Genomic DNA, 16,075 nt, shown 5'->3' with positions numbered 1-16,075 from the left:
ACGGCGACACGGAATTGCCGCCTCGGCCCGTGCCGTCGCCACGGCGGCCGTCCGATCCGCCGCCGCGCCGACCGCCCGACCTGGACAGTTGGCGCGGGATCGCCACCGACCCGGACGCCGACCGCAGCCACGCCGAGGACACCGACCCGGTGGCGGTGGCCCGGCTGCGCGCCCGCAGCCGGGTGCTGCTGCGGGACCTGCTGCGCCCGCACCGCTGGCGGCTCGCCGTCGCGGTAGCGCTGCTGCTCAGCCAGAACGCGGCCGGCATGGCCGGGCCGTACCTCGTGATGCTCGGCATCGACCGGGCCATCGCGCCACTACGGGCCGGGAATCCCGGCCCGCTGATCGGGATCGCCGCCGCGTTCGCCGTCGCCACCGCCGTGGAGTACGCGGCACGGCGCGGCTTCCTCGTCCTCTCCGCGCGGATCGGCCAGGCCGTCCTGCTCGACCTGCGACAGCGGGTGTACGGCCAGTTCCTGCGGCTGTCGGTGGCGTTCCACGAGCGGTACACGTCGGGTCGGATGGTCTCCCGGCTCACCAGCGACCTCGACTCGATCGGCGAGCTGGTCGGCGGCGGCATCGACAGCCTCGTGCTCGCCGCCCTGTCCATCCTGTCGGTGGCCGCCATCATGCTTTGGCTCGACCCGCCGCTGGCCGCCGTGACCCTGCTCGCGTTCCCTTTCCTGTACGGGCTGTCACGCTGGTTCGCGCGCGCCTCGGCCGCCGCGTACCGGCGCACCCGGGAGACGATCGCGCTGGTCATCGTCCACGTCGTCGAGTCGATGCGCGGCATCCGGGCGGTGCAGGCGTTCCGCCGCGAGCCCCGCAACCAGCGGATCTTCGACGCGGTCAGCGACGACTACCGGCGGGCCAGTCTGAACGCCTTCCGGCTGATCGCCACGTACTCCCCCGGCATCAAGGTGATCGGCAACGTCACCGTGGCGGTGGTGCTCTGTTACGGCGGCTGGCGGGTGCTCGGCGGCCACACCGAGATCGGCGTACTCGCCGCCTTCCTGCTCTACCTGCGGCGGTTCTTCGAGCCCATGCAGGAGCTGAGCCAGTTCTACAACTCGTTGCAGTCGGCCACCGCGGCGCTGGAGAAACTCGCCGGGGTGCTCGACGAGCGGCCGGCCGTGCCCGAGCCGGCCCGCCCGGTGCCGCTGCCGGCCGGGCCGGCCCGCGGCGCGGTCACCTTCCGGTCGGTCACCTTCGGGTACCGCCCGGACGCCCCGATTCTCACCGGACTGGACCTGGACATCCCGGCCGGGCAGACCGTCGCGCTGATCGGGCCCACCGGCGCCGGCAAGTCGACCATCGCCAAGCTGCTGGCGCGCTTCCACGACCCGGTCGCCGGCCAGGTGCTGCTGGACGGCGTCGACCTGCGGGACGTCGTCGACGCCGAGCTGCGCCGCGCGCTCGTGCTGGTCACCCAGGAGACGCACCTCTTCGGCGGCACGGTGGCGGAGAACATCCGGTTCGGCCGTCCCGACGCCGACGACGCCGCCGTGGCGGCGGCCGCGCGGGCGATCGGCGCGCACGACTTCATCGCCGCGCTCCCCGAGGGGTACGCCACCCAGGTGCACCGCCGGGGCGGTCGGCTTTCCGCCGGTCAGCGGCAGCTCGTCGCCTTCGCCCGCGCGTTCCTCGCCGACCCGGCGGTGCTGATCCTCGACGAGGCGACCTCGTCGCTGGACGTCCCCACCGAACGGGCGGTCCAGCACGCCCTCGGCACCATCCTGCGGGACCGCACCGCGCTGGTGATCGCGCACCGGCTGTCCACGGTCGAGATCGCCGACCGGGTGGTGGTGGTGGAGGCGGGACGGATCGTCGAGGACGGCCCGCCGGCCGAGCTGATCGCGGCCGACGGCCGGTACGCCGCGCTGCACCGGCAGTGGCGCGACTCCCTCGTGTAGGTTGCCCCGGCTTCGCTACGAGGCGGACGCGGCCGCCTCGGCGCGCAGGTCCCGGGGCAGACGGTCGACCGTCCGGGCGAACCCGAAGAGCAGCACCAGCAGCACGGCGCCCATCGTGGTGAAGAGCGGCACGGTGAAGGACGGATCCTGCTCCGGCACGCCGGCCTGGGCGCGGAGCACGACCGGCGCGAGCGCCGTCGCGCAGAGCATCAGCGCGGCCGGCCCGAGGACGAGCACACCGGCGGCGGACGCGTCACGGGTCCGACCACCGGTCCGCTCTCCCAGGGGCGCGATGGCCTGCCCGTCGGCCGGACCGGCAGTCGATCCTCCCGCCGGGCCGGCAGCCGGCGAGCCCACCGCACCACCGTTCACCGTGCCGGGCGGGCCCGCGGTCGGCGTCCCCGCCGGACCGGTCACCAGGACGATGCCGGACCCGAAGGCCAGGCCGAGACCGACGGCGACCAGCACCGGCCCGACCGTGTCGGCCGGGAGGTCCGCCCGGGCCACCGGCCAGGTCAGGGCAGTCGCGGCGGCGGCCACCACCAGTCCGAGCGCGTCCCAGGGCAGCATCCCCGCCGCGTGCCGACCCGCCAGCGCACCGCCGGCCACCGCCAGGAGCCCGAGCAGCAGGACGAGCGCCGTCCGGGTCGCCGACGACGGGCCGGTGTCCGGGAACGTGACCACCGCGATCGGCGCCGCCGCGGCGCCGAGCACCACCCAGCGGGCGGCCCGTGCACGGCCGAGCCGGTAGGCGTAGGCGGTCAGCAGGAGCGCGGCGACGGCGGCGAGGACCACAGCGGACACCTGGGCGAACGACTCTTCCGTGCGGTCCTGGCCGGCCATCTCGTCGGAACTGGGGCGGAACTCCCGGAGCATCCCCATCCGCAGTGCGAGACCCAGGAGGAGCAGCGCGGCGACGGCGATCACCGCCACGGGCGCGCCGGGCCGGAACCGGGCGGAGCCGAGCGGGCCGCTCCCCCGGATGTACGCGACGACGGCGGCGACCAGGGCGAGCCCGAGGGCGAGCCAGAGCTCAAGGTCGCCGGTCCCACGGTCCGCGCCCGGAACCGTCGCACCGTACGGGGGCAGCACCGCGCGGAACAGCTCGCCGCTGACCGGGTGCAGGACCAGCCCGGCGGCCAGGCCCGCGCCGACCCACCACGAGGTGGCCGGCGACGCCTGCGCGAGCGCGAGCAGCACCCCGCCCAGGGCGAGCCCGAGGCCGGCGGTGGCGGCGAGCGCGAGGGCGACCTCGCGTGTCGTGCCCACCTCGATGGGCAGCAGCGCCTTCATCATCAGGTCCGCGTCGGTCAGGTCGCCGGCGAGGTAGACCGCCAGACCGGCTGCCGCCACCGGCCACCCCGGCAGCCGCGGCAGCAGCGCCGGCACGGCGATCGCCACCGCGAGCACAGCCGCCGCGTACACGCCCGGCCCCATGGGCCCGCGGGCCAGGATGTCGGTGAAGGCGGCGAACAGCGTCAGCGGGAACCCGCCGGCCGCGACGACCAGTCCGACCGCCGCGGCCGCGACGACGCCGAGCAGCTCGGGCCACACCGCGCGTGGTCGCATGTCCTCGTCCATGGTGGCCCTCCCCCGCGCGCCGTACGGACGCGGTGATGCTGCCACAGACGTCGGCGGACGGGTGTCCCCTGAACGGGCACCGGCTCGGTCGACACCGCCACACCGGGCCATGGCTAGAATCACGGCTCGTCGATCGGCTCCGGCTCCCGGTACCCGCCGATCGCGCACCGCCGGACACACGGGGAGGTTGCGGCGTGCGTACCAGGACACGGATCGCGGTCGCGGGACTGGCTGCCGCATGTGCGATCGGCGCGGCGGCCGTCGCGCTGGCACCCAGGGACGAGGCCGGGCGGGCGCCGGCGGCCCCGGTGGGCGCTACGGAAGAGTCCGGCGTCGTCGGCGCGGGGAGCGACCCGTCGCCGAGCGCCGACGAGGCGATCGGCGACGCCCAGCCGTCCCCGGTTGAGGGTCGCGCCGCGGCCGCCGGTGGCTCCGCCACCGCCGCGGTGGGCCGGGTCGCGCCCGCCTCCGTCGCGTACCTCCGGGACCGGTACCGGGTGTCGGCGACCGAGGCCACCCGCCGGCTCGCCCTCCAGGAGCGGTCGCCGTCGCTCGCCGAGCGGCTCACCGACCGGTTCCCCGACACCTACGGCGGCATGTGGCTGGACCAGGCCGGCGGCGGGCTCCTCACTATCGCGGCGACCGACACCGGGCCGGTCCGGGCCGCGCTGGCCGGCGATCCGGACCGGGCGCACCTCCGCGTGGTTCCGGTACGCGTCCCGCTGGCCCGCCTCACCGCCGCGGCCTCCCGGCTCGCCACCGCGCTCGACGGGGTCGCGGGAACCGACGTGGTGGTGGACCAGCAGGCCAACGAGGTCGTCGTGCTCACCGGCGACCGGATCGCCGCCGACGACCCGCGACTGGCCGACGCGCTCGCCGACGCCGACGTGACCGCCCGCGCGCAGGCCCGGATCGCCGGGACGAGCGTGCCGAAGGCGTGCGACCCGCGCTACTGCGCCCAGGCGCCGATGCGGGGCGGGATCCGGCTGGACGTGCCCCGCGACGACGGCACGGTCGGTGGCTGCACCACCGGCTTCAACATCGTGGGCCGGAACGCGGTCTCATACGTGCTGACCGCCGGGCACTGCGTCGTCGGTGGGCGGCACCAGCACGTCGACATGACCTGGCACCAGTACCTCGGAAAGAAGGTCCGGGTGGGCATCGAGTCGACCACGCCGGTGCTCGCCGAGAACGCCTTCCCGTACGACTACGCGATCATGCCGTACATCTCGAACGCGATCGAGCGCTGGGCGTACCCGAGGCGCCCCGGCGACCAGCCCAGCCTCGTCAACTACTGGTGCGTGGCGGACAACCCGCGGTGCACCACGAGCCGGGACGTCCGGATCACCGGTCTGGTGCCGGCGAGCGCCGTGCAGGTCGGCTGGGTCGTCTGCGCGACCGGCTCGGGCTACACCCCGAAGTCGGGCGAGCAGTACGTCGACTCCGGCGCCGGCGCGGGCTACCTGCCCGGGACCCGGTGCGGCGAGGTCACCGACAAGGCGAGCGGCGGCATCGGGGTCCGGATCTGCGCCCGACCGGGCGACAGCGGCGGCCCGCTCTTCACCGAGGCCGACGGCAAAGCGATCGGCATCCTCTCCTACGGCGACCCGGGCAGCGGCCCGTGCACCAACCGGAACGAGCGCAACGTCTACGCGCCGGTCTCCACCATCCTGGACCGGGCGAACGCGCAGACCGGTGGGTCGCTCAGCCTCACGCTGGCCACCCGCGGCCCGATGCTCGTCCGGCAGCAGCCGTCCTGACCGCCGCTGGACACCGAAGCGCCACGCGGATAACCCGTCGTTCGGGCGGCGGGCCGTGCCTACGATCGACGGATGACTGATACGGCGAGGACGGCCCGCGCCGGCGTCCCCGAGCGTCCGACCCTGGACGGGCTCGAGGAGACCTGGGCGCGCCGCTGGCAGGAGGAGGGCACGTACGCGTTCGACCGCAGCAAGGCGACCGTCCGGGGTCGCGGCGAGGCGTCAGACTCGCCGAGCCCGGATGGCCGTAGGTCGGACGTGTACGCGATCGACACCCCGCCGCCGACCGTATCCGGCGAGCTCCACATGGGACACGTCTTCTCGTACACGCACACCGACCTGGTGGCCCGGTTCCAGCGGATGCGCGGCCGCACGGTCTTCTACCCGATGGGTTGGGACGACAACGGCCTGCCGACCGAGCGCCGGGTGCAGAACGTGTACGGGGTGCGCTGCGACCCGGAGCTGCCGTACGACCCGTCGTGGGTGCCGCCGGCCGCGCCCGTGGACGACGCCGCCCGCAAGGACCCGACGCCGATCTCCCGACGGAACTTCATCGAGCTGTGCGAGCGGCTGACCGTGGCCGACGAGCAGGTTTTCGAGGCGCTGTGGCGGCGGCTCGGGCTGTCGGTGGACTGGTCGCTGACGTACACGACGATCGGGCGGGTCGCGCGGGCGACCAGCCAGCGGGCGTTCCTGCGCAACCTGGCGCGGGGTGAGGCGTACCAGGCGGAGGCGCCGACGCTGTGGGACGTCGGGTTCGCCACCGCCGTCGCCCAGGCGGAACTGGAGGACCGGGAGCGGCCGGGCGCGTACCACCGGCTGCGCTTCCACGGGTCCGGCGGCCGGGAGGTGCTGATCGACACCACCCGGCCGGAGCTGCTGCCGGCGTGCGTGGCGCTGGTCTGCCACCCCGACGACGAGCGGTACGCGGACCTGGTCGGCGCGGTTGTGCGTACGCCGGTCTTCGGGGCCGAGGTGCCGGTGCGCGCGCACCCGCTGGCGGACCCGGCCAAGGGCACCGGCATCGCGATGGTCTGCACGTTCGGTGACCTGACCGACGTGACCTGGTGGCGCGAACTCCACCTGGACACCCGGGTGGTGATCGGCCGGGACGGCCGGCTGCTGCCGGAGGCGCCGGCCGGCGTGCCGGCGGAGCCGTACGCGGCGCTGGCCGGGCAGACCGTGAACGGCGCCCGCCGGACGATCGTGGAGATGCTGGCCGACGCCGGCGACCTGGTCGGCGAGCCGCGTCCGATCACCCACCCGGTGAAGTTCTACGAGCGGGGCGACCGTCCGTTGGAGATCGTGTCGACCCGGCAGTGGTACCTGCGCAACGGCGGCCGGGACGTCGGCCTGCGCGAGGAGTTGCTGGCCCGGGGCCGGGAGCTGCGCTGGGTGCCGGAGCACATGCGGCACCGCTACGAGCACTGGGTGGGCGGCCTGACCGGTGACTGGCTGGTCAGCCGGCAGCGCTTCTTCGGGGTGCCGGTGCCGGTGTGGTACCGGCTCGACGACGCTGGCGAGCCGGACTGGACCCACCCTCTCACGCCGGAGGAGTCGGCGCTGCCGATCGACCCGTCCACGGACGCGCCGCCCGGGTACGACGAGTCGCAGCGCGGGGTGCCGGGCGGCTTCGTCGGCGATCCGGACGTGCTGGACACCTGGGCCACGTCGTCGCTGACCCCGCAGATCGTGGGCGGCTGGGAGACCGACCCGGACCTGTTCCGCCGGGTGTTCCCGATGGACCTGCGCCCGCAGGGGCAGGAGATCATCCGCACCTGGCTGTTCGCCACGGTGGTCCGCAGCCACCTGGAGCACGGGGTGCTGCCCTGGCGCGACGCGGAACTGTCCGGCTGGATCCTCGACCCGGACCGCAAGAAGATGTCCAAGTCGAAGGGGAACGTGGTCACCCCGATGGCGCTGCTGGAGGAGCACGGCTCCGACGCGGTGCGGTACTGGGCGGCGAACGGCCGGCCCGGCACCGACCTGGCCTTCGACCCGGCGCAGATCAAGGTGGGCCGGCGGCTCGCCACGAAGCTGCTGAACGCGTCGCGGTTCGCCCTCGGGCTCGGCGCCGCCGACGCGTTACGCGCCTCGGCGACCGAACCGCTCGACCGGTCGATGCTCACCGAACTGTCCGGCGTCGTCGTCACGGCGACGTCCGCGTTCGAGGCGTACGACCACACGGCGGCCCTGCAGGCCGCGGAGGCGTTCTTCTGGCGGTTCTGCGACGACTACATCGAGCTGGTGAAGGAGCGCGCCTACGGCAGCGGGCCGGGGGCGGACTCGGCCCGGGCGGCGCTGGCCAGCGCGCTCTCGGTGCAGCTGCGGCTCTTCGCCCCGGCGCTGCCGTACGCGACCGAGGAGGTGTGGTCCTGGTGGCGGTACGGCTCGGTGCACCGCGCGCCGTGGCCCACCACGTACGAGGTGGGGCGGGCGATCTCCGGCACGGGTGACCCGGAGCTGCTGCGCCTCGCCGGTGACGCGCTCAGCCAGGTGCGCCGCGCCAAGTCGGAGCGGAAGCTGTCGATGAAGGCGGAGGTGCCGCTGGCCGAGGCGCTCGGCCCGGCCGCGCTGCTGGACCAGCTCACCGTGGTCGCCGACGACCTGAAGGCGGCGGGCCGGATCGGGAAGCTCGACCTGCTCCCCGGCCGCACCCCGGAGCTGGTCATCGCCTGCGCCTTCTGACCGTCGAGATCCGCGCACTTTCACGGAAAGAGTGGCCATGAACGCCGTCGAGGGCACTCTTTCCGTGAAAGAGTGCCCTCGACCGGAGCGGCGGACGTCGGGTCAGCTGGTTTCGCCGGCCACGCTGAACGAGCGGAGGCGGTCGATCGCAAGGACGGTGAAGCCGACCGCGATGAGCGTGCTCATCACCGCCGCGACCGGGACCGACACGTCCGTGGCGAGCAGCTCGGTCGGAGCGAACCGGTCGGCGAGCGCGATCACGTACTGCTGGATGGAGAGCACCTTCGTGCCGCTCACGAAGTTGCCGAGCAGCCCCTCCCAGATCAGCACGTAGACCAGGCCGAGGAGTACCGGGCGCCGGGTGACCAGGCTGAGCGCCACGAAGAACGCGCAGTACGCCAGCGCCCCGATCGCCGCGGCGGCGGCGAGCGCCAGGCCGAGGCGTACCGAGTCGGCGAGCACGCCCGCGACGTAGAGCGGCACGGCGACGGTGACCGCGGTGACGCCGGCGGCGACCGCGAGCTTCGGCAGCACGATCTGCCAGCGCGGCAGCGGCTTGGTCAGGATGTGCACCACCGTGCCGTCGTCGATCTCGGCGCCGAGCACGCCGGTGCCGACGATCAGGGCGATCACCGGCAGCACCACGGCGAGCCCGAGGCCGACCAGCACCGGCGGGCCCCAGGCGCCCGGGTCGACCCCGAGCGCGCGGGACAGCACGGCGAGCAGGACCAGCAGCGCCGGCAGCGGGAACAACAGCAGGAAGCGCCGCCGCCCGAACAGTCCACGTGCGGTGATCCAGGTAACGGTAGACATCAGGCCTCCACCAGGTAGGAGAAGACGCTCTCCAGGGACTCGTCCTCGGGCACCAGTTGGCGGACCCGGATGCCCCCCGCCAGGGCGATCTTCGGCAGCGCCCGGGTGAAGGCGCCGTAGTCCCCGGCCCGCACCGTCAGCCCGGTACGGCCCAGCTCCACGCCGGTCACCGACGGCTCGGCCATCAGCGCCACCGCGAGGGCCCGGTCGTCGGTGGACCGGATCGCGAAGACGTGCGGCCGGTTGGTCATCAGGCGGCGGATGGTCCGGAAGTCACCCGAGGCGGCGAGCCGGCCGGCCACCATCACCTGGACGGTGCCGGAGACCTGCTCGACCTCCTCCAGAATGTGCGAGCTGAACAGGATGGTCCGTCCGGCGGCGCCGAGGCGGTGCAGCAGGTCCATCATGTGCAGCCGCTGCCGCGGGTCCATGCCGTTGAACGGCTCGTCGAGCAGCAGCACCTGCGGGTCGTGGACCAGCGCCGCCGCCACCCGCGCGCGCTGCCGCATGCCCTTGGAGTAGGTGCCGATCCGGCGGGACTGCGCGCCCTCCAACTCGACCAGGGCGATCGCCCGGCGGGCCGCCTCCTCCGGGTCGGGCAGTCGGTGCAGTTGGGCGCTGGCCAGCACGAACTCGTACGCGGTGAGGAAGGTGTGCACCGCCTCCCGCTCGCTGACCAGGCCCAGCCGCCGGTAGACGTCCGGGTTGCGCCAGGTCGGCGCCCCGTCGAGGGCGACCGTGCCCCGGGACGGTGCCAGGAAGCCGGCCATCATGTGCAGCAGCGTCGTCTTGCCGGCGCCGTTGGGGCCGAGCAGGCCGGTGACGCCCGGCCCGAGGGCCATGCTGACGTCGTTGACGGCGACGACGTTGCCGTACCAGCGGGAGACCCCCACCAGGTCCAGCGTGCTCGTCGTGCGGGTGGGCGCCGGCGTCCGCTCGGCACTGATCGCGCTCATCGGGCGGCCACCTTCCGGTACCGGGCCAGCAGCAGGGTGACGCAGGCGGCGACGAGCAGCACGGCGGCGAGCGCGTAGACCGGGCCGAAGTCCCCGATCAGGGAACCGGCCGCCTCGGCGGCATCGTCGGTGATCAGCAGGTCGCCGAGGGACCAGACCCCGACCCCCTGCACCAGGGTGGACGGCGAGGCGAGGAAGGCCAGCTCGTTGACCGTCCGCGAGGGCAGGACGGAGAGGATGCCCACGATCGGCGTGGTCATCAGGAAGACCGCGACGATGCCACCGGCGGCGAACGCCCGCTTGCCGGTGAGCGAGGCGATCAGCAGGCCGATCGAGGCGAAGACCACCGCCCAGAGGCCGGCGTAGAGCAGGCCGGGCAGCAGGTCGAGCAGCTCGTTCCAGACGCCCCGCATCCCCTCCTTGGTGGTGAACGCGGCGCCGAGGAACATCACCAGCTGCGGCCCGCCGAGCAGCAGCCACAGGGCGGTGACCAGCGCGAGCAGCTTGGCCACCGGGTAGTCCGACCGGGGCAGCGGCCGGGAGAAGTACAGCGGCAGCACGCCGCTGCGCAGGTCACGGCTCACCAGCTCGGGGGCGGCCACCGCGACGAAGAAGATGACCAGCCAGCTCATGTTGTCGGCGAACTGCGCGTACGTCATGACGACCTCGCCGATCTGGCTGCGCACCGCGGTGACCCCGGCCGCCACCAGCGTCACGATGCCCACCACCAGCCAGGGGAAGATCTTGGCCTTGGCGCTGCGGCCGAAGCCGAAGACCGTCCGCAGCCCGTGCAGGTACAGGGCTCCGAACACGGCGCCCCGGCCCAGCCGGGGGCCGGTGTAGCGCTGGTACCCGATGTCGTGGATGACACCGGCCGGCTCAGACATGGCTGGGCTCCCTCGTGGCGAACAGCTCGGCGACCCGGTGCCGGCGCTGGTCCAGCCGGTGCAGCGGCAGGTCCAGCTCGGCGACCGCGCCGAGGATCAGGTCGTAGGTGGCGTCGTCGGCGAGCGGGACGAGCAGCAGCCGTCCCTCCCGGCTCACCGGCAGGCGGTACGCGGCGAGCCGGGCGGCCAGCTCCTCCGTACCCTCGCTGACCTCGACCGCGAGGATGTCGGTGGCCGTGGTCATCGCGGCGATGTGGTCGGCGCGCAGCAGGCGACCACCGTCGATGGCGACCAGTGTGTCGCAGATCCGCTCCACCTCGCCGAGCAGGTGCGAGCAGACGAGCACGGAGATGCCGAACTCGGTGCCGATCCGGTGGACCAGGGCGAGCATGGCGTCCCGGCCGGCCGGGTCGAGGCCGTTGGTGGGCTCGTCGAGCAGCAGCAGGTCCGGGTCGTGGACGAGCGCCTGGGCGAGCTTGACCCGCTGCTTCATGCCGGTCGAGTAGCCGCCCACCGGGCGGTACCGCTCCTCGTAGAGCCCGACGTGCCGCAGCGCCTCGCTGGCGCGTTCGCGGGCCACCGTCCGGGGCAGGCCGCTCATCCGGCCGAGGTGGGTGACCAGCTCGGCGGCGCTGAGGTCCGGCGGCAGGGCGTCGTGCTCGGGCATGTAGCCGACCCGGGCGCGCACCTGGTCGGACTGGGTGGTCGGGTCCAGGTCGAGGACCCGCACCCGCCCGCTGGTGGGAGGGAGCAGGCCGAGCAGGATCTTGATCAGCGTCGACTTGCCGGCGCCGTTCGCCCCGACCAGGCCGATGATCCCGGGTTCGACCGCGACGGTCAGGTCGGCCAGCGCGGTGACCCCACCCCCGTACGTCTTGGTCAGCGACTCCGTCGCGATGAGTGTCACGCCCGCCAGCCTAGGCAGGTCACGCACGTCTCGGGCATCCGGCGCGCCCCTGATCCGCCCACTAGGGGTACGGCGTAAGGCTCCGGTAATCCCTCCGGCGGCTCCGGGACGGAAGACTGTGCGGCATGCTCTCCCGACTGCTGCGCGCCCCGCTCACCTGGGTCGCGGTCGCCGTGCTCGCCGCCGGGGCCGCGGTCGGCCTCTGGTGGTTCCAGCCCTGGAAGCTGGTCACCGACACCGAGGTGGACGACGACCTGACCGTGGTCGCTACCCCGGCACCGCCGTCCGCCGCGACCAGCACAACGTCCGGCGCGACCGCCGCCCCGGCCGGGCCGGTGGTCGTCCGCAGTGGTGAGTTCGTCACCCACGAGCACGACACGACCGGCACCGCCCGGATCGTCCGGGGAGCCGACGGCCGGCTGCGGTTGGAACTGGTCGGGCTGGACACGTCCAACGGCCCGGACCTGCGGGTCTGGCTGACCGACCAGCCGGTCCGCAACGGCACCGCCGGGTGGCGGGTGTTCGACGACGGCCGCTGGGTGGAGCTGGGCCGGCTCAAGGGCAACCGGGGCGACCAGGCGTACGACATCCCGGCCGACGTGGACCTGACCGGGCTGACCAGCGTGTCGATCTGGTGCAAGCGATTCGCCGTGTCCTTCGGCGCCGCGCCGCTGACCCCGGCCTGACCGGTCACCGACCCGCCACCGGGCCGTCACCTCGGATCCGTCGCGCCGGTCACCCGCGTCTCCTCCGTCACCGGGAGTGGCACTCGACCGATCCCGGGGTGGGCTGAGAAACTGTGTGCCGATCAGCGGGTTGGGGGTTCGATGAGCAACGGCTGGGTGCTGCCGGACGAGGTGCTCCGGGACGCGCCGGCGTACACGCCGCGCCCGGGCGAGTTGGCCGATCTGGAGCTTCTGCTGACCGGGGCGTACACGCCGCTGACCGGCTTCATGACCCGGGCCGACCTGGTGTCGGTGAGCCGGCGCAGTCGCCTCGCCGACGGCTCGCCCTGGCCCGTGCCGGTGACCCTCCAGGTGCCCACGGCGCTCGCGCAGGGGCTGGACGTGCGCGACCCGGCGCGCCGCACGCTGGTGCTGACCGACGGCGAGGGCGCTCCCGTGGCGGCGCTGGAGGTCACCGACGCGTGGCCGGTCCGCGACGGGGTGGCGGGCGTCGGCGGCCCGGTGCGCCGGCTGGGCGACGGGGGCCACGGGCCGTTCCAGCGGCTGCGCCGCACTCCCGAGGAGATCCGCGCGCTGCTGCCGCCCGGGCGGGTGCTCGGGGTGATCGCCGACCGCCCGCTGCACCGGCCGCAGCTCGCGCAGATCGCGCACGCCGCCCGTACGCTGGGCGCCCACCTGCTGGTGCTGATCCCGGTCGGTGAGGACAACGGCGGCGGCCTGCCGCCGGAGGCGCTGGTCCGCAGCGTCTTCGCCGCCCGGGACCGGATGCCCCCGGCGACCCTGGTCGCCGTGCCGCTGTCCCACCGCCGTGAGGAGATCAGCGACGCGCTGCTGCGGGCCCGGGTGTCGGCCGCCTACGGGGTGACCCACCTGCTCTCCACCGGCGAGATGCTCTCCGGCGCCGGGCTGCGGGTGCTGGTGCCCCGCGAGCTTGCGTACGACAACCGGGACGGCCAGTGGCGCTGGCGGGAGGACATCCCGCCGCGCAACCGGCGGCTGGCGCTGAGCCAGGCGGAGATTGACGACCTGCTGGACCGGGGCTTCCCGCTGCCCGAGTGGCACACGCCGCCGGCGGTGGCGAAGGAGCTGGTCCGGGCCCGCCCGCCCCGGCGCTACCGGGGTCTGGTGATCTTCCTGACCGGCCTGTCCGGTTCCGGCAAGTCCACCATCGCCCGGGGTCTCGCCGACGCGCTCCGGGAGCAGGGCGAACGGACGGTCACCCTGCTCGACGGCGACGTGGTCCGCCGGGAACTGTCGGCCGGCCTGGGCTTCAGCAAGGCCGACCGGGACGCGAACGTCCGCCGGATCGGCTGGGTGGCGGCCGAGATCGCCCGGCACCGGGGAGTGTCGATCTGCTGCCCGATCGCCCCGTACGCCCAGGCCCGCGCCACCGCCCGGGAGATGGCCCTGGCCGCCGGAGCGGGCTTCCTGCTGATCCACGTCGCCACCCCGCTTGAGGTCTGCGAGCAGCGGGACCGCAAGGGCCTGTACGCGCGGGCCCGGGCCGGCCTGCTGAGCGGGATGACCGGCATCGACGACCCGTACGAGGAGCCGACCGACGCCGACCTGGTGATCGACACGACGGATCTGTCGGTCGACGAGGCGGTGCAGTCGGTGCTGCACCACCTGACCGAGACGGGCTGGGTCGAGCCGCGCCACCCGACCGTCTAGATCACACCCTTCCCTTTCGTGGGTGACGCCACCGCGCTAGTGTTCATTCTTGTTGGAACACGTTCGACCGCGTGGGAGTGCGCGGTGAAGGCGCGGAGGTGCGGCGCATTGCTGGCGCAGCAGCGGCAGGCGGCCATCCTCGACCGGGTGCGCGCCGCCGGCGGGGTCCGGGTGACCGAGCTGGCGGCCGAGTTCGGCGTGTCGGACATGACCATCCGACGCGATCTCGACCTGCTGCACGAGCGCGGGCTGCTGGCCAAGGTGCACGGCGGCGCGACGGTCGCCGGGCCGGGCTCCACAGACGAGCCGGGCTTCCGGGCCAAGTCGGTGCGCCAGCTCGCCGAGAAGGCCGCCATCGCCAGCCGGGCCGCCGAGCTGGTCCGGCCCGGGGCGGCCATCGCCCTCTCCGCCGGCACCACCACCGCCGAGCTGGCCCGCCGGCTCATCGACGTACCCGGCCTCACCGTGGTGACCAACTCCCTGCCGGTCGCCGAGATCCTGCACGCCGGCGGCCGGCCGGACCAGACGGTGGTGCTCACCGGCGGTGTCCGTACGCCCTCGGACGCGCTGGTCGGACCGCTCGCCGTCGGCGCGATCCGCTCGCTGCACCTGGACCTGCTGTTCCTCGGCGTGCACGGGATCAGTGAGCGGGCGGGATTCACCACGCCCAACCTGATGGAGGCCGAGACCGACCGCGCCCTGGTGACCGCGTCCGACCGCCTGGTGGTGCTCGCCGACCACACCAAGTGGGGCACCGTCGGGCTCTCGTCGATCGTCGAGCTCTCGGCGGCCGACGTCCTGGTCACCGACGACCGGCTGCCCCCCGACGCCCGGCGGGTACTCGACGAGCAGGTGGGCGAGCTGCTGACCGTGAGTGGCGCGGGCCGGACCATGCCGACGAGTGGAGGGGTGGCGGAGTGAAGCGCACCGCGATCGAGCTGGCCGACGGCCGGGAGCTGATCTACTTCGACGAGTGGGACGACGCCGCCCGCGACCAGCCGGACCGCCGGGAGCTGCCACCGCCCCCACCGGCGTCGCAGCTGCGGTACGACCCGCTGACCGACGAGTGGGTGGCGGTCGCCGTGCACCGGCAGACCCGCACCTTCCTCCCCCCCGCCGACCAGTGCCCGCTCTGCCCGTCCACCGCCGACCGGCTCAGCGAGATTCCGGCCCCCGACTACGACGTGGTGGTCTTCGAGAACCGCTTCCCCTCGCTGAGCGGCCGGATCGCCGAGGAGCCGGCGGAGATCACGCCGTTCACCCCGGTCCGGCCCGGGCAGGGCCGGTGCGAGGTGGTCTGCTTCACCGACGACCACAACGCCTCCTTCGCCAGCCTCTCCCCCCGCCGGGTGCGGACGGTGCTCGACGCGCTGGCCGACCGGACCACCGCGCTGAGCGACCTGCCCGGCGTGGAGCAGGTCTTCCCGTTCGAGAACCGGGGAGTCGAGATCGGCGTGACGCTGCACCACCCGCACGGGCAGATCTACGCGTACCCCTTCGTGACGCCGCGGACCCGGGCGATGCTGGCCGCCGCCCGCCGGCACGCTCACCGCACCGGGGGCCGGAACCTGTACGCCGACGTGCTCGCCGCCGAGCGCGCCGCCGGGGATCGCGTGGTCGCCGGCAACGAGCACTGGACGGCGTACGTCCCGGCGGCCGCCCGGTGGCCGTTCGAGGTGCACGTGGCGCCGCACCGGCCGGTGCCGGACATCCCGGCGCTCACCGACGCGGAGCGGGCCGCCTTCGGGCTGCTGTACCTGGACCTGCTGCGCCGCTTCGACGGGCTGTTCGACCTGCCGATGCCGTACATCGCGGCCTGGCACCAGGCCCCGGTCCGCGTCGAGCGCGAACTGGGCCACCTGCACCTTCAGCTGTTCACCATCCGGCGCGCGAAGGACAAGCTGAAGTACCTGGCCGGGTCGGAGTCCGGGATGGGCGTGTTCATCAACGACATCGCCCCGGAGCGCGCCGCCGAACTCCTCCGCGCGGCCTGAAGGAGGGGCCCCTTCTTAACGCCTCCGGTAGCGGAGGGGCCCCTTGTCAACAGGCGGACAGGGCGCGGGGGGCCCGGGACTGGGCCCCCCGCTGGGAAGGGACGGCTGGCTGTGCGCGACAGCCGGGAAGGCTGGCTGATCGGCACGCATGTCGCGGGGCGACCGCGGTCAACCTTCCTGGACGTGACTGGCATCTCGTCCACTCAGGTCAACGAGGCG

At 74.0% G+C, this 16,075-nt stretch carries 11 protein-coding genes and 1 pseudogene; 7 read left to right on the top strand and 5 right to left on the bottom strand.

Going from position 1 to position 16,075, the window contains the following annotated elements; translation table 11 throughout:
- Positions 1 to 14 precede the first annotated feature (14 nt).
- Entirely contained in the window at positions 15 to 1,913 is a 1,899-nt protein-coding gene (locus ACTMS0_RS11535; RefSeq protein ID WP_441155173.1) for an ABC transporter ATP-binding protein, read from the top strand.
- A gap of 15 nt (positions 1,914 to 1,928) precedes the next feature.
- Here the strand turns inward: ACTMS0_RS11535 and ACTMS0_RS11530 are convergent, their stop codons facing one another.
- Positions 1,929 to 3,494 carry a hypothetical protein gene (locus ACTMS0_RS11530; protein ID WP_441155123.1) on the bottom strand — a complete coding sequence of 522 codons (1,566 nt, stop codon included), beginning with the start codon at positions 3,492 to 3,494 and terminating at the stop codon, positions 1,929 to 1,931.
- Positions 3,495 to 3,688: 194 nt separating this feature from the next.
- Here ACTMS0_RS11530 and ACTMS0_RS11525 point away from each other — a divergent pair, with 194 nt between their 5' ends.
- Together ACTMS0_RS11525 and valS are read left to right on the top strand one after the other, a co-directional pair.
- A complete protein-coding gene (locus ACTMS0_RS11525) occupies positions 3,689 to 5,254 on the top strand; it encodes a trypsin-like serine protease (RefSeq protein WP_441155122.1) in 1,566 nt (521 codons plus the stop codon).
- Positions 5,255 to 5,326: 72 nt separating this feature from the next.
- On the top strand, positions 5,327 to 7,942 hold the full coding sequence (valS, locus tag ACTMS0_RS11520) for a valine--tRNA ligase (protein WP_441155121.1): 2,616 nt from the start codon (positions 5,327 to 5,329) through the stop codon (positions 7,940 to 7,942).
- Positions 7,943 to 8,044: 102 nt separating this feature from the next.
- Here the strand turns inward: valS and ACTMS0_RS11515 are convergent, their stop codons facing one another.
- From ACTMS0_RS11515 to ACTMS0_RS11500, 4 genes and pseudogenes are all read right to left on the bottom strand, one after another.
- A complete protein-coding gene (locus ACTMS0_RS11515; protein WP_441155120.1) occupies positions 8,045 to 8,755 on the bottom strand; it encodes an ABC transporter permease subunit in 711 nt (236 codons plus the stop codon).
- Positions 8,755 to 9,711, bottom strand: a complete 957-nt coding sequence (locus ACTMS0_RS11510; protein WP_441155119.1) for an ABC transporter ATP-binding protein — start codon at positions 9,709 to 9,711, stop codon at positions 8,755 to 8,757. The genes ACTMS0_RS11515 and ACTMS0_RS11510 overlap by 1 nt, the downstream gene beginning before the upstream one ends.
- Complete coding sequence (locus tag ACTMS0_RS11505; RefSeq protein WP_441155118.1) at positions 9,708 to 10,598, bottom strand: ABC transporter permease; 891 nt, start codon at positions 10,596 to 10,598, stop codon at positions 9,708 to 9,710. The genes ACTMS0_RS11510 and ACTMS0_RS11505 overlap by 4 nt, the downstream gene beginning before the upstream one ends.
- A pseudogene (locus ACTMS0_RS11500) lies at positions 10,591 to 11,412 on the bottom strand (ABC transporter ATP-binding protein); the annotation flags it as partial. The gene ACTMS0_RS11505 and the pseudogene ACTMS0_RS11500, both read right to left, overlap by 8 nt.
- Positions 11,413 to 11,630: 218 nt before the next feature.
- Between ACTMS0_RS11500 and ACTMS0_RS11495 the strand changes: the two are divergent.
- From ACTMS0_RS11495 to galT, 4 genes are all read left to right on the top strand, one after another.
- Positions 11,631 to 12,191: a DM13 domain-containing protein gene (locus ACTMS0_RS11495; RefSeq protein ID WP_441155117.1), complete on the top strand. Its 561-nt coding sequence runs from the start codon at positions 11,631 to 11,633 to the stop codon at positions 12,189 to 12,191.
- Between the two features lie 141 nt (positions 12,192 to 12,332).
- Positions 12,333 to 13,862 carry an adenylyl-sulfate kinase gene (cysC, locus tag ACTMS0_RS11490; protein WP_441155116.1) on the top strand — a complete coding sequence of 510 codons (1,530 nt, stop codon included), beginning with the start codon at positions 12,333 to 12,335 and terminating at the stop codon, positions 13,860 to 13,862.
- Positions 13,863 to 13,970: 108 nt separating this feature from the next.
- Positions 13,971 to 14,783, top strand: coding sequence for a DeoR/GlpR family DNA-binding transcription regulator (locus ACTMS0_RS11485; protein WP_441155172.1), 813 nt, complete (start codon positions 13,971 to 13,973; stop codon positions 14,781 to 14,783).
- Positions 14,780 to 15,856, top strand: coding sequence for a galactose-1-phosphate uridylyltransferase (galT, locus tag ACTMS0_RS11480; RefSeq protein WP_441155115.1), 1,077 nt, complete (start codon positions 14,780 to 14,782; stop codon positions 15,854 to 15,856). Before ACTMS0_RS11485 ends, galT begins: the two co-directional genes overlap by 4 nt.
- Positions 15,857 to 16,075: the final 219 nt, after the last annotated feature.

The organism is Micromonospora sp. H33 (assembly GCF_052068455.1).
Lineage (GTDB): Bacteria > Actinomycetota > Actinomycetes > Mycobacteriales > Micromonosporaceae > Micromonospora.
The sequence above is the reverse complement of the archived record's forward strand: the minus strand, read 5'-3'. Positions and strand labels throughout refer to the sequence as shown.